This is a genomic window from Altererythrobacter sp. TH136, from assembly GCF_007065885.1.
GTDB lineage: Bacteria > Pseudomonadota > Alphaproteobacteria > Sphingomonadales > Sphingomonadaceae > Tsuneonella.
This window is the reverse complement of record NZ_CP041409.1, coordinates 37155-49498: the sequence shown is the minus strand read 5'-3', so window position 1 is coordinate 49498 and position 12344 is coordinate 37155. Positions and strand designations below refer to the sequence as shown.

The 12344-nt window shown below is 63.7% G+C and carries 13 protein-coding genes; 10 read left to right on the top strand and 3 right to left on the bottom strand.

The features are described 5' to 3' along the window. Positions 1-7 precede the first annotated feature (7 nt). From fghA to C0V74_RS00235, 3 genes are all read right to left on the bottom strand, one after another. Positions 8-850, bottom strand: coding sequence for an S-formylglutathione hydrolase (fghA, locus tag C0V74_RS00245; protein WP_143250157.1), 843 nt, complete (start codon positions 848-850; stop codon positions 8-10). Next, the gene (locus tag C0V74_RS00240) at positions 850-1962 is read right to left on the bottom strand and encodes an S-(hydroxymethyl)glutathione dehydrogenase/class III alcohol dehydrogenase (protein WP_143250156.1); all 1113 of its coding nucleotides are present in this window, start codon (positions 1960-1962) and stop codon (positions 850-852) included. Before C0V74_RS00240 ends, fghA begins: the two co-directional genes overlap by 1 nt. 143 nt (positions 1963-2105) lie before the next feature. Then, complete coding sequence (locus C0V74_RS00235) at positions 2106-3533, bottom strand: aldehyde dehydrogenase family protein (protein WP_143250155.1); 1428 nt, start codon at positions 3531-3533, stop codon at positions 2106-2108. A gap of 213 nt (positions 3534-3746) precedes the next feature. On the opposite strand from C0V74_RS00235, the gene C0V74_RS00230 reads away from it, so the two are divergent. The 10 genes from C0V74_RS00230 (at position 3747) to C0V74_RS00180 (ending at position 12332) form a co-directional block, all read left to right on the top strand. Further along, positions 3747-4007, top strand: a complete 261-nt coding sequence (locus C0V74_RS00230; RefSeq protein WP_131623748.1) for a hypothetical protein — start codon at positions 3747-3749, stop codon at positions 4005-4007. 5 nt (positions 4008-4012) lie between these two features. After that, positions 4013-4198, top strand: a complete 186-nt coding sequence (locus tag C0V74_RS00225; protein ID WP_131623749.1) for a helix-hairpin-helix domain-containing protein — start codon at positions 4013-4015, stop codon at positions 4196-4198. A gap of 44 nt (positions 4199-4242) precedes the next feature. Then, positions 4243-4515: a hypothetical protein gene (locus C0V74_RS00220; RefSeq protein ID WP_246844898.1), complete on the top strand. Its 273-nt coding sequence runs from the start codon at positions 4243-4245 to the stop codon at positions 4513-4515. A 224-nt stretch (positions 4516-4739) separates the two neighbouring features. Further along, complete coding sequence (locus C0V74_RS00215; RefSeq protein ID WP_143250154.1) at positions 4740-5159, top strand: DUF2231 domain-containing protein; 420 nt, start codon at positions 4740-4742, stop codon at positions 5157-5159. Continuing rightward, entirely contained in the window at positions 5156-6475 is a 1320-nt protein-coding gene (locus C0V74_RS00210) for a sorbosone dehydrogenase family protein (RefSeq protein WP_143250153.1), read from the top strand. The genes C0V74_RS00215 and C0V74_RS00210 overlap by 4 nt, the downstream gene beginning before the upstream one ends. Further along, positions 6418-7209 carry a cytochrome c oxidase assembly protein gene (locus C0V74_RS00205; protein ID WP_246844897.1) on the top strand — a complete coding sequence of 264 codons (792 nt, stop codon included), beginning with the start codon at positions 6418-6420 and terminating at the stop codon, positions 7207-7209. Before C0V74_RS00210 ends, C0V74_RS00205 begins: the two co-directional genes overlap by 58 nt. Further along, positions 7158-7877 (top strand): cytochrome b/b6 domain-containing protein, encoded by a 720-nt coding sequence (locus C0V74_RS13065; protein WP_282595923.1) that lies wholly within the window; start codon positions 7158-7160, stop codon positions 7875-7877. The genes C0V74_RS00205 and C0V74_RS13065 overlap by 52 nt, the downstream gene beginning before the upstream one ends. A gap of 133 nt (positions 7878-8010) precedes the next feature. After that, a complete protein-coding gene (locus C0V74_RS13060; protein ID WP_246844895.1) occupies positions 8011-8856 on the top strand; it encodes a hypothetical protein in 846 nt (281 codons plus the stop codon). Further along, the gene (gene coxB / locus C0V74_RS00185; RefSeq protein WP_143250151.1) at positions 8857-9795 is read left to right on the top strand and encodes a cytochrome c oxidase subunit II; all 939 of its coding nucleotides are present in this window, start codon (positions 8857-8859) and stop codon (positions 9793-9795) included. Next, entirely contained in the window at positions 9792-12332 is a 2541-nt protein-coding gene (locus tag C0V74_RS00180) for a cbb3-type cytochrome c oxidase subunit I (RefSeq protein WP_143250150.1), read from the top strand. The genes coxB and C0V74_RS00180 overlap by 4 nt, the downstream gene beginning before the upstream one ends. Positions 12333-12344: the final 12 nt, after the last annotated feature.

The following is a 12344-nucleotide window of genomic DNA, read 5'->3' as shown; positions in this document are numbered from 1 at the left end:
ATGGTATCTAGAGCGCCCCGTTGAGGCTAGCCGCGTGCCAGCTCACATGCTCGGCCATGAAGGTCGAAATGAAGTAGTACGAGTGATCGTAACCCTCTTGCGAGCGAATGGTCGCGGGTAGCCCGGTCGCATCGCACGCCTTTCCCAGCAGATCGATCCTGAGCTGCTCTGCCAGAAAGGGATCGGCCGTGCCTTGGTCCACGAGCAGCCTGGGCAAGCGCCCTCCGTCCTCGATCAAGGCACAGGCATCGTATTCCCGCCACCTGTCCCTGTCAGGGCTGAGGTAGCCGGACAGCGCCTTTTCGCCCCAAGGACAGTGAAGCGGGCTGGCGATCGGCGAAAACGCACTGACCGAGCGAAATCGTCCCGGATTGCGCAACGCGATTGTCAGCGCTCCGTGCCCGCCCATCGAATGTCCGGTGATTCCCTGGCGCGCCATGTCGGCGGTAGGAAACTCTCGCGCAATCAGGTCTGTCAGCTCGTCTTCGATATAGCTGCGCATCCGGAAATTGGCCGACCACGGCGCCTGTGTCGCGTCGACATAAAATCCCGCCCCCTGCCCGAAGTCGTACTCATCAACATCCGGCACGTCCGCGCCACGCGGCGAAGTGTCGGGCGCGATGAAGATGACTTTGTGTTCCGCACATGCCGCGCGGTATTCGCCTTTCTCCATCACATTGGCATGGGTGCAGGTAAGCCCCGACAGGTACCACAGCACCGGCAGGCGCTCACCCGGCGCGTGATCCGGCACGAATACAGCGAATGTCATGGGTGTGCCGGTAACCCGTGAATGGTGGGTGTAAACGCCCTGGGTGCCGCCGTGGCTGCGAACGGCGCTCACCTGCTCCATCAGTACACCACCACGCTGCGGATGCTTTCCCCGGCATGCATCAGGTCGAAGCCCTTGTTGATCTCATCCAGGGTCAGCACGTGGGTGATCATCGGGTCGATGGCGATCTGGCCGTCCATGTACATGTCGACGATCTTAGGCACGTCGGTGCGGCCCTTGGCACCGCCGAAAGCCGTGCCGCGCCAGTTGCGCCCGGTGACCAACTGGAACGGCCGGGTGGCAATTTCCTTCCCCGCTTCCGCCACGCCGATGATGATGCTGGTGCCCCAGCCGCGGTGGCAGCATTCGAGCGCGGTGCGCATGACCTCGGTGTTGCCGGTGCAGTCGAAGCTGTAGTCTGCCCCGCCGTCGGTCAGTGCGGCAACCTGCGCGATGGTCTCATCCCGGCTCATGCCGGCAGTGTTCAGGAAGTCGGTCATTCCGAACCGGCGGCCCCATTCCTCGCGATCCGGGTTGATGTCGATGCCGACGATCCTGCCTGCCCCGGCCAGCTTCGCGCCCTGGATCACGTTGAGTCCGATGCCGCCCAGCCCAAACACGGCAACGTTGTCACCCGGTTCAACCTTTGCCGTATTGAGCACCGCGCCCACGCCGGTCGTCACTCCGCAGCCGATGTAGCAACTGGACTGAAACGGCGCGTCCTGACGGATTTTAGCGACCGCGATCTCCGGCAGCACGGTGAAGTTCGAAAAGGTCGAACAGCCCATGTAGTGGTAGATCGTCTTGCCCTTGTAGCTGAACCGGCTGGTCCCGTCGGGCATCACCCCCTTGCCCTGGGTGGCGCGGATCGCCGTGCACAGGTTGGTCTTGCCACTGAGGCAGCTTTTGCACTGGCCGCATTCTGGCGTGTAGAGCGGAATCACGTGATCGCCGGGCTTCACGCTGGTCACGCCCGCGCCCACTTCTCGCACGATCCCGGAGCCTTCATGCCCCAGCACGCTCGGGAACAGCCCTTCGCTGTCGAGGCCGTCGAGGGTGTAGGCGTCGGTGTGGCAGATGCCGGTCGCCATAATCTCTACCAGCACCTCACCCGCCTTCGGCCCTTCGAGGTCGAGTTCAACTATCTCGAGCGGCTGCTTGGCCTCGAAAGCGACGGCGGCGCGGGTTTTCATGTAGCGTATCCTTGATCGGGCGGGTCCGCCGATGGCCTTGGCAACAACGCGCCCGCCCCGTCAACGCCGCAGCCCGCGCGGGCAAACTCGCGCGGGCTACTCCGTTCCGCCTTGCGAGGACCCGCGCCCCCGGCTGGAAGCGGTTATGTGGGCGTGTAGCCGATGATCGCCTTGGTCTCGAGGAACTCCGCAAACGCGTGATCACCCCATTCGCGTCCGTTACCGCTCATCTTGTAGCCGCCAAAGGGGTCCATCATGCCTGGTGATGCACCGTTCAGGCTCACCTGACCCGCCCGCAACTTGGACGCCACCCGCCGCACTTCGTCCGGGTCGTTGCCGGACACGTACGCAGCCAGCCCGTACTCGGTATCGTTGCCGACCTGAATGGCTTCCTCCACGGTCTCGTAGCCCACGATCGATACGACTGGCCCGAAGATTTCCTCGCGCGCGATGGTCATATCGTTGGTCACGTTGGCGAATACCGTCGGCTTGACGTAATACCCCTTGTCCAGGCTCTCCGGACGGCCGGGCCCACCAGCAACCAGAGTCGCTCCCTCTTCGATCCCTTTTTGGATCAGGCTCTGGATCTTGTTGAACTGCACCTCGGAGACGACCGGCCCCATCTTCGCATTGCCATTGGGATCGCCGACATCATGCGCCTCGACGGTAGCTTTCGCGATCGCGATCGCCTCGTCCATCCTGCCGTGCGGGACGAGCATACGGGTGGGTGCGTTGCACGACTGGCCGGAGTTGACCATCACCGATGCGATGCCGCCGCCCACCGCCTTCTGATAGTCTGCATTCTCAAGAATGATGTTCGGGCTCTTGCCGCCCAATTCCTGATGAACCCGCTTGACGGTCGCCGCAGCGTTCTTTGCGACTTCGATGCCGGCGCGGGTGGAACCGGTGAACGACACCATGTCGACCCCGGGATGCGAACTGATCGCCGCGCCGACCGTGGGCCCATCGCCGTTGACCATGTTGAACACCCCTGCGGGAACGCCTGCCGCATCGAGGATCTCGGTCCAGATGTAGCCGCTGTAAGGCGCCACTTCGGATGGTTTCAGTACCATCGTGCAGCCCGTCGCCAGCGCCGGCGCGACCTTGGTTGCGATCTGGTTGACCGGCCAGTTCCACGGCGTGATGAAGCCGCACACGCCGATCGGCTCCTTGGCCAGCCGGGTAGCGCCGCGATCTTCTTCGAACTTGTAGGTCTTCAGGATTTCGATAGCGGTCTGCAGATGGCCGACGCCCATCGCCGCCTGCGCGCGCTGGGCCAGCCAGGATGGCGCACCCATTTCTTCGGTGATCGCCTTTGCCATATCGTCGTATCGCTTCTTATATTCGGCGACGATCCGCTCCATCACCTCGATGCGTTCTTCGCGCGAGGTGCACGACCATGTCTCGAACGCCGTGCGGGCGGCCTTTACCGCGCGATCGACATCTTCCGCAGAACCCATCGAGATATGGCCGCATACCTCCTCGGTCGCCGGGTTGATCACGTCGAGTGTCTTGGGGGTGACCGGATCGACCCACTGTCCGCCGATGTAGAACTGCAGATATTCGCGCATGATCAATCCTTGCCGTTGGCGACTGCGGGGCAGCCGAGAGGTCTTGCATACCATCTATGCGCTTGGGGACGCATCGCAAGATGCGATGAGAGCGGTCGCTCCCGACCTGAGGCAAACGCCCTCGCGGGCCCGGATTCTGCGGCTTGGCACAACCGCGGAACCTCCCCGCACATCCGGAATTGCGTTGCAGAGATTTGATCACAGGAGGTCACCATGCCGACAGCAAGCTTTGAAACACCCGATGCCGATGACGTCGATATCGATTCCGACGAAGTCGTCCAGCTGACACCCGGGGAGGAAGAAGGCACCACCGTGATCGAGCTGGAGGACGGCAGCGAAGTGATCGTCGTCGCTACCCAGCTGGAGGTCGCCGCCGAACTCGGCCTCAACCCCCTCGAGTATGTGAGCCCGGAGGACGACGACGAGTCGCTGGAGGACCTGGTGGAAGATGCGGATGAGGATGCGGAGGAATAGCAACAATGCTCAACGTCAATCACGCCAGTTGCGAGGAACTGGACAGTCTCGACGGCTTGAAGGGGCACGGCTTTGAGATCGTCCGCTATCGCGATGAACGCGGGCACTTCGATAGCCTGCGACAGCTGAATGAGGTGCCAGGGCTGTCCGGCAAGATCGACCGCCAGACACTCGCGAAGCTGACGGTGTAGCGGCTTGGCGAGCCACCGACAACGACCCCAGGCGCGGAACAACCATGTCGGGTCTGCGTCTTTCTGAAAAAGGAGATTACTTGATGTTGGGCAAGATCATTGGCGGCGTCCTTGGCGCGAAGGCCGCTAAACACACGCGCGGTGCCAACGAATCCGGCGGGGCGCTGGTCGGGATCGCATCCGTCGCGCTTGCCCGCCGTTTTGGCATCCCGGGAATGATCGCGGCAGCAGCCGGCGGATACGCGCTCAAGAAATATTCGGAGCGCAAGAAGGCGGTTGACGATAGCGGGACGAAGACCGGTCCGGCCAGGGTCTAATTCATCCCTGCCATCGAGGATTGGATCGCGCCAGATCATCCGTCCCTAATCTTCTCCCACGGGCCGGCCTCCAGTGTTTGAGAACAAAACTGATGTTTGTGCATTAGTCATACAAGCTCGCGCGCGTTGAAGACTTTCGCCAGTCGTTCTTCGCTATCAGGCCAATGCGCGCAATCTCAGGCTTACGCGAACATTTAGTCCGGGCCAACAACAGGGGATCTGCCATGACGACGCGATTGAGCCACGGGGTGCCCCGGCGGGGACCTGCGGTCCTGTTTGCGACGAGCCTGCCCCTGTTTCTGGGGACATTGCTGAGCGACTGGGCCTATTCGAACACCTTCAACATCCAATGGAGCAACTTCGCCTCCTGGCTGAATGCAGGCGCGCTGGTGATCGTCGGTCTTGCGATCGCCTGGTCGCTCGTTTCGGCTCTCCTGCCTGCCTCGTCCGGACGCCGGTCGTGGATCTTTGTCGCGGTGGTAGTTGGTGTGTTCGTCCTTGGGTTCATCAACGCACTTGTCCACGCGAAGGATGCCTGGGCTACGATGCCAGCCGGGTTGATCCTGTCCGTTCTGGTATTCCTGCTGGCCTGCGCGGCAGTTTGGCTTGGCTTCAGCGCGCGGAACAGGGAGGTTGCACGATGACCGGTAAGATCCTTCTGGCGGCAGCCGCGCTCGCCCTGATGTCCGGATGCGGACGCGAGGAGGAGGTCGACCAGTACGGCGCGACCCCTACCCTGCCCGAAGCAAACCGTGGCCTGCTCCCCAGCATGACCATCGCCGATCCCGCCGGGTGGGGCGATCGAAGGCCGGTGGTGCCTTCAGGATATCAGATCGCTGCAATCGCCACCGACCTCAAGATCCCGCGCCAGTCGCTGGTCCTTCCGAATGGCGACATCCTGGTGGCCGAAGGGAAAGGCGGCGGCGACGCACCCGTCATGCGGCCGAAGGATATGATCGCCGGCTTCATCAAGAAGAAGGGCACCAGTTCGGTCAAAGGCGGCGACCGGCTCACGTTGTTGCGCGATGCAGACGGCGACGGCGTGTATGAGGGGCGGACTGTCTTTGCCGAAAAGCTCAATGCCCCATATGGCCTCGCGCTGATCGGCAACCGGTTGTTCGTCGCCAACCAAGACGCCCTGGTCTATTTCGATTACCAACCCGGCCAGACACGCGCGGACCGGGCGCCGGTCCTGCTCACCAAGCTGCCGGCCGAAATCAACCACCACTGGACCAAGGCGCTGGCCGCCAGCGCCGATGGCCGCTTCCTGTATGTCGGCATCGGATCGAACAGCAACATCGGCGAGCGAGGCATGGCGGTTGAAGAAGAACGCGCCATGGTGTGGGAAGTGGACGTCGAGACCGGCGCCTCGCGCCGGTTTGCGACCGGCCTCAGGAACCCCACCGCGCTGGCGGTGCAGCCAGGGATCGGCGAATTGTGGGCCGTCGTGAACGAGCGTGACGAGCTGGGCGCAAATCTGGTGCCCGACTATCTTACGTCGGTGCGGCAAGGCGCATTTTACGGCTGGCCTTACGCTTACTGGGGCAACAACCCAGACCGGCGCGTGCAGCCTTTCAAGGAAGAGATGGTCAGCAAGACGGTGCGGCCCGACTACAGTCTGGGGTCACACACCGCGCCCTTGGGCCTTGCATTCTCGACCGCAGCAATGGGCGGGCCATTTGCCGAAGGTGCTTTCGTCGGGATGCACGGTAGCTGGAACCGCGAGGTCCAGGTTGGATACAAGGTCGTATTCGTTCCCTTTCGCGGAGGACGGCCAGCCGGAAAGCCAGTCGACGTAGTGACAGGTTTCCAGGCGGATGGGAAAACCTTCGGGCGTCCGGTCGGGGTGACCGTCGATCCGCGCGGGGCATTGATCGTGGCCGACGACCTGTCCAACACGTTGTGGCGGGTCACCCCTTCCAGTCCATCGGCAGCGCGTCCGGCGCCAGCGAACCTGTGAACGCCTCAGCGGCGCCGGCGTGGGCGCCTTACTGCGGCGCCGCGCCGGTGCCGGCCGAGTTGCTGGCGCGCTGGAATTTCGATCCGATCCTGCTTGCAGGCTTGTCACTTGCGGCATTCGTCACCTGGCGATGGAGCGACCGGCGTGCCCACGCTGGAACCGCTATTGCGCTCTCCGTGATACTGTTTGTCTCGCCGTTCTGCGCGCTGAGTTCCGCGCTATTCTCTGCTCGCGTGACGCACCATGTGGTCCTGACCGCAGTCATTGCGCCTCTACTCGTGTACGCTTTGCCAGTGCGCATCCAGCGCTGGCGCGGCAGCCTGTCGTTCTGGACTGGCGTTCACGCCCTCACCTTCTGGGCGTGGCACGCGCCCCCGATGTATGAAGCGGCGTTGTCGAGTGACGCGACATACTGGGCGATGCAGTTGACCCTGCTGGGTACGGCTGTCGGGTTCTGGAGTGCGGTGCGCCGCGCGGGCGGGCTGTCGGCGGTCGCGGCGTTGCTGGTCAGCACGGTGCAGATGGGCCTGCTCGGCGCGCTCATCACCTTTGCACGCGCACCACTTTTCGCGCCGCACTATTTCACCACCGCGTCTTGGGGGTACACGCCGTTGCAGGATCAGCAATTGGCCGGGCTGATCATGTGGGCCCCCTCGGCCGCTCTGTATCTTGCGGCCGCGCTGTGGGTGGCGGGACGCTGGATGGCGCGCGAAGATCGCGAGATCGCCGCGTGATCGATCGCTTGCGCGCCTGGGGTAACAGCTACACCCGGCGCGGGCGATACTCACCCGTCGGTATCGCGTTTCACTGGATCATGGCTGCACTGGTGCTGTTCCAGATCGGTTGGGGCTTCTGGACAGACTGGATGATGCCCGGCGGCGACAAGATCGCGGCATATCAGGTGCACAGCGCTGCAGGCTTAGCGGTCTTGTTGCTTGCTATCGGCAGGATCGGATGGCGCACACTGATCACTGATCCCTACAACGATGCCGACACGCAAGGCGTACAGACCCGGATCGCGCATGTGACGGCGATGCTGTTCTATCTGACGTTTTTCACCTTGCCGCTGTCTGGCTGGATGATGTGGTCCGCGATCGCCCCGCCCGGTCCGCTGTATCTCGCCGGCGTCGTGCCGTGGCCGCAACTCCCGTTCGCGGCGCTTGAGCCGCGGATCGCATTCGTGATCCTCGACCTTGCGGAAGACGTTCACACCGCCTCGGTCATTCTGCTGCTCTTGCTGATTCCGGCACATGTAGGGGCGGCCCTGAAGCATCACTTCTGGGATCGGCACGATGTGCTGCGCGGGATGCTGCCGGAGATTCCGGATTGGCAGGACGACCGTCAAGGCGCGCGGCATACGCCGTCACCGCCCGGGCCTCGGCCGGAGTCAGAAGCTGGCTGATCCGCAGCATCACCCCGCCGGGATCAGTGCGTCGCCGGCCTGTGCGCCACTGGTCCATCTGCTCGCCCAGGTAAGCCTCGCTTTGGCCGGCAAGTGGCGGGTTGGCAGGACCGATCCCCGCTCCGCCGGATCCATGGCAGCTGGCGCACGATGGCAGCCCGCGCGCTGGATCGCCGCGGTGGTAAAGCGCAGCGCCTTCGGCGCGTTCAGCGCCAGCGGCGCCAGTCGCGGGCACATCGAACGGAAGGTTCGCGTAATGGAAGGAGACCGAGACGCGTTCGCGCTCGCTCAACCGCCCGGCGATCCAGGCCATCTGCGGATGGTACCGCTGCCCTTCCGCGTACGCGCCCAGTTGTCGTTCAAGATATCCGGCATCGAGCCCGGCCAGTCGGGGAGCGCCCGCCCCGTCGCCCTGCCCCTGGAGGCCGTGACAGGTGACGCACGCATTGGCAGCGCCCGCGCCGGCCCCGCTCAACGCCACCAACTCGCCAGTCGCGGCAAATCGATCGAGCGAAGTAGTATCCGCAGCTGTGCAGCCAGTCAGCGACGCGGTCGTCAGGCAAAGGGTCAGCGAGCGTCGCAGCATTTCAACCGCTCAACCAGCCGGCCCAACAGGGGGTTCCGGCTGGCACTGCTGTCGTTAACGATTGTGAGTTGCAAACCCCCGCCAGATGATCGCCAGGCCATGCCAGGCGCCGATGCGCAAGCAGGCTTGCAGGTCATAGAGCGCGTGGGCTGCGGCAGTTGCCACGTGATCCCCGGCGTCGACTGGCCCAAGGGAACGGTCGGACCCGCATTGGGCGGCCTTGCCAACCGGGCGTTGATCGCGGGAAAGCTCCCCAATCGGCCCGATCTCCTGGCAGCATATATCCAGAACGCGCCTGCGCTTGTACCAGGATCAGGCATGCCGGCGATGCCCGTCAGCGCCGACGAAGCGCGCGACGTGGCCGCGTATCTTTACGAAAAGGGGCAACGCTGAATGTTCGAAGGCTGGCCTCCTCCGGTTCTCGACCCTGCCGGTCCGTATGCAGGATCGGTCACGCTGCTCAGCTGGATCCTGTTCGCCATGGGCGCTGTCGTCCTGCTCGTGGTGCTGGCCGCGCTCTACGTGGCGTTGTTCGGTCGCCGCTCCCTCCAGGAAAAGCTGGGAGGCAAGCCGGTCATCTGGGTCGGCGGGATTGCCTTCCCACTGGTCGTCCTGACGGCATTGCTGGTCTATGGGCTGTCGCTGACGAGCCATCTGTCGGACGACATCAGGGGGGATGAGATGCGCGTACGCATCACCGGCGAGATGTGGTGGTGGCGGGTCGCCTATCTCGACGAAGGCGGCAACGCCGTCATTCACGATGCCAACGAGCTTCACATCCCCGCCGGGGAACCGGTGGTGCTGGAACTGGAATCCGGCGACGTGATCCACAGCTTCTGGGTGCCGCGACTGTCGGGCAAGCTCGACATGATCCCCGGCCGGCGCAACCTGATGCGCATTCAAGCGGACGCTCCCGGCACGTTCGGCGGACAATGTGCTGAATTCTGCGGAGGTCCACACGCCCTCATGGGCTTCACCGTGATCGCGCACCCGCCCGAACGGTTCGCGCAGATGATGCAGGCGCGCAGGATGCGCGAGACCGCGCCACAAACCGCGACAATACCGGGGGCCAGGCTGTTTCAGGACGCAGGTTGTGCCGCGTGCCACCGGATCGCCGGAACCGCGGCGAACGGTCTGGCGGGACCGGACCTCACCTACATGGGCGCGCGCGGATCGGTGGGGGCTGGTATCCTGCAAAACCACCGCGGCACCTTGATGGGCTGGATCGGCAACAGCCAGGCGATCAAGCCTAACAATCGCATGCCTCCCTACACGATGCTGTCGAGCGATCAGCTGACCGAGCTGGCCCAGTACCTGGAAGCGCAGAAGTGAAGTCCGAGACCGGCTTCGACCCGGCGCTGTACGATCGCTTCCCAACCACGGAGCCGCGTCCCGCAGGCGAGCTGGAGGAGCTGGAAAAGGTCTGGGCCGCGCCCACCGGTTGGGCACGGCTGACGATCGTCAACAACAACTACGTCGGCGTGTGGTATGTGGCCGCCGCGTTCCTGTTTTTTCTGCTGGCGGGCGTTCTTGCGCTGGTCATGCGCGCACAGCTCGCGCTGCCGATGCTGGGGATCCTGCCACAGGAAACCTACAACCAGTTCTTTACCATGCACGGCACGGTGATGATGTTCCTGTTCGCCGTTCCCATCATGGAAGCGATCGGAGTCATGCTGCTGCCGCAAATGCTGGCCGCACGGGACCTGCCGTTTCCGCGCCTCTCGGCATACGCTTTCTGGGCATACCTGATTGGCGGGCTGTGCTTCTTTGCCTCAATCTTCGTCGGACTGGCGCCGAATGGCGGCTGGTTCATGTACCCCCCGCTCACCAGCATGACGTACTCGCCCGGCATCAATGCCGATTTCTGGTTGCTGGGCATCGGCTTCATCGAAATCTCGGCGATCGCGGGTGCGATCGAGATTCTTGTGGGGGTGCTCAAGACCCGGGCGCCGGGGATGACATTGGCGCGCATGCCGCTGTTCGCCTGGGCGATGCTGGTGTTCGCGGGCATGATCCTGATCGCCTTCCCAGCGGTGATCCTGGCCACCTTGCTGCTGGAAATGGAACGGGCGCTCAACTGGCCCTTCTTCGACGCCGCGCGCGGCGGTGATCCGATGCTGTGGCAGCACCTGTTCTGGTTCTTCGGGCATCCGGAAGTGTACATCATCTTCCTGCCCGCGGCGGGGCTGGTTTCGATGATGGTCGCCAATCTCGCGAAGACCGAACTGGTGGGATACCAGCTCATCGTGCTCGCCTTGCTGGCCACGGGCTTCATCAGCTTTGGCGTCTGGGCGCACCATATGTTCGCGACCGGCATGCCGAGCCTGTCCGTGGGCTTCTTTTCGGCGGCTAGCATGGCCGTCAGCCTGCCGGCCGGTATTCAGGTATTCAGCTGGATCGCGACGCTCGCGATCGGCCGGGCCGTCCACAACACGCCGACCCTGTTCCTGGTGGGCGGGATCGTGACGTTCGTCATGGGCGGGCTGACCGGCGTGATGGTGGCGATGGTGCCCTTCGACTGGCAGGCGCACGACACGCACTTCATCGTCGCGCACCTGCATTACGTGCTGATCGGCGGGGCGGTGTTCCCGGTCTTCGCGGCATTCTATTACTGGTTCGGGATGACCAGCCGGCGCGCGTTGTCGGAGCGGCTGGGCAAGTGGGTGTTCTGGCTGATGTTCGCCGGAATGCAGATCACTTTCCTGCCGATGCACCTGACCGGACTTATGGGGATGCCGCGCCGCGTCTACACCTATCTGCCGGGCATGGAGTGGGAATGGACCAACCTCATCTCCACGGCAGGGGCATTCGTCCTGGGTGCGGGCGTGGCTGTCTTCCTGGTGGATCTGGCGCGCAACTTTCGCTTCACGGTCGAGGATGACGTGGGCAACGTGTACGGCGGGGGCACGTTGGAATGGTTGCCGACGGGTCTTTACTCCAGCCGCAGCATCCCGGTGGTGAAAAGCCGCACGCCGTTGTGGGACGATCCCGACCTCGCCGCCGATGTCGAACAGGGGCGATACTTCCTACCCAATTCCGTTACGGGCTTGCGGGAAACGCTGATCACGAGCCCCGTGCGGGCCGAGCCGCAGTACCTCCAGATCATGATGGGCCCATCGGTCTGGCCGCTCGCCGCGGCCGCGTTCACGGCCGGCTTCTTCCTGCTGCTCACCGTCCAAGCCTACGTGCCGTCGATCATCTGCCTTCCGTTGGCGACGTTCTCGATCCTGCGCTGGCTTTGGGACACCGATCGGCCGGTCGAAACCAAGGAAGTCGATGTCGGTGCCGGTATCATGCTGCCGACGTATCGCACCGGACCCAGCAGCCACGGCTGGTGGGCCATCATCTGCGTATTGGTGGTCGCAGCAATGGTCTTCCTCATGGCGGTGTTCGGCTACCTGTTCGTGTACGGCGTACATCCCAGCTTCTGGGCCCCGCCGACCGAACGCTGGTGGGCAGTCCCGATCGCGGCGTTGTACGCTGCGGGCGGATTGCTGCTGATCCTTGCGCGCTGGTTGCTGCCGCGCGAAAAATCGACCTTGTGGAGCCCCACCGCCGCCGTCCTGTTCGCTGCCGTGTTCCTGACGGGCGCGTTCGCGGTCGACTGGTTCACCTGGCAGGCGCAGGGGTTTGACCCCGAACTCACCTCGCAAGGTGCGTTCTCACATGCGTTCCTGGCCCTCCAGGGGTTCCTGATCGCGGTCGGTCTGCTCATGGCCGGTTACCTCGCGGCACGCACGAGCCGCAACCTGGTGAGCCGGCCCGCAAATACGACTTTCGACGTCGTGTGTCTCTTTCTCGGATACACCGCGGCACAGGGCGCCGCGACTGCCATCCTGATGCGCATCGTCCCGCTTGGTGCGGCGTGAGAGCGTGGGTGA

What these genes read in the sequence shown, in the direction of transcription:
- fghA (WP_143250157.1), bottom strand. Translation starts at nt 850, where the DNA reads ATGGAGCAGGTGAGCGCCGTTCGCAGCCACGGCGGCACCCAGGGCGTT.
- C0V74_RS00240 (WP_143250156.1), bottom strand. Translation starts at nt 1,962, where the DNA reads ATGAAAACCCGCGCCGCCGTCGCTTTCGAGGCCAAGCAGCCGCTCGAG.
- C0V74_RS00235 (WP_143250155.1), bottom strand. Translation starts at nt 3,533, where the DNA reads ATGCGCGAATATCTGCAGTTCTACATCGGCGGACAGTGGGTCGATCCG.
- C0V74_RS00230 (WP_131623748.1), top strand. Translation starts at nt 3,747, where the DNA reads ATGCCGACAGCAAGCTTTGAAACACCCGATGCCGATGACGTCGATATC.
- C0V74_RS00225 (WP_131623749.1), top strand. Translation starts at nt 4,013, where the DNA reads ATGCTCAACGTCAATCACGCCAGTTGCGAGGAACTGGACAGTCTCGAC.
- C0V74_RS00220 (WP_246844898.1), top strand. Translation starts at nt 4,243, where the DNA reads ATGTCGGGTCTGCGTCTTTCTGAAAAAGGAGATTACTTGATGTTGGGC.
- C0V74_RS00215 (WP_143250154.1), top strand. Translation starts at nt 4,740, where the DNA reads ATGACGACGCGATTGAGCCACGGGGTGCCCCGGCGGGGACCTGCGGTC.
- C0V74_RS00210 (WP_143250153.1), top strand. Translation starts at nt 5,156, where the DNA reads ATGACCGGTAAGATCCTTCTGGCGGCAGCCGCGCTCGCCCTGATGTCC.
- C0V74_RS13060 (WP_246844895.1), top strand. Translation starts at nt 8,011, where the DNA reads ATGGCAGCTGGCGCACGATGGCAGCCCGCGCGCTGGATCGCCGCGGTG.
- coxB (WP_143250151.1), top strand. Translation starts at nt 8,857, where the DNA reads ATGTTCGAAGGCTGGCCTCCTCCGGTTCTCGACCCTGCCGGTCCGTAT.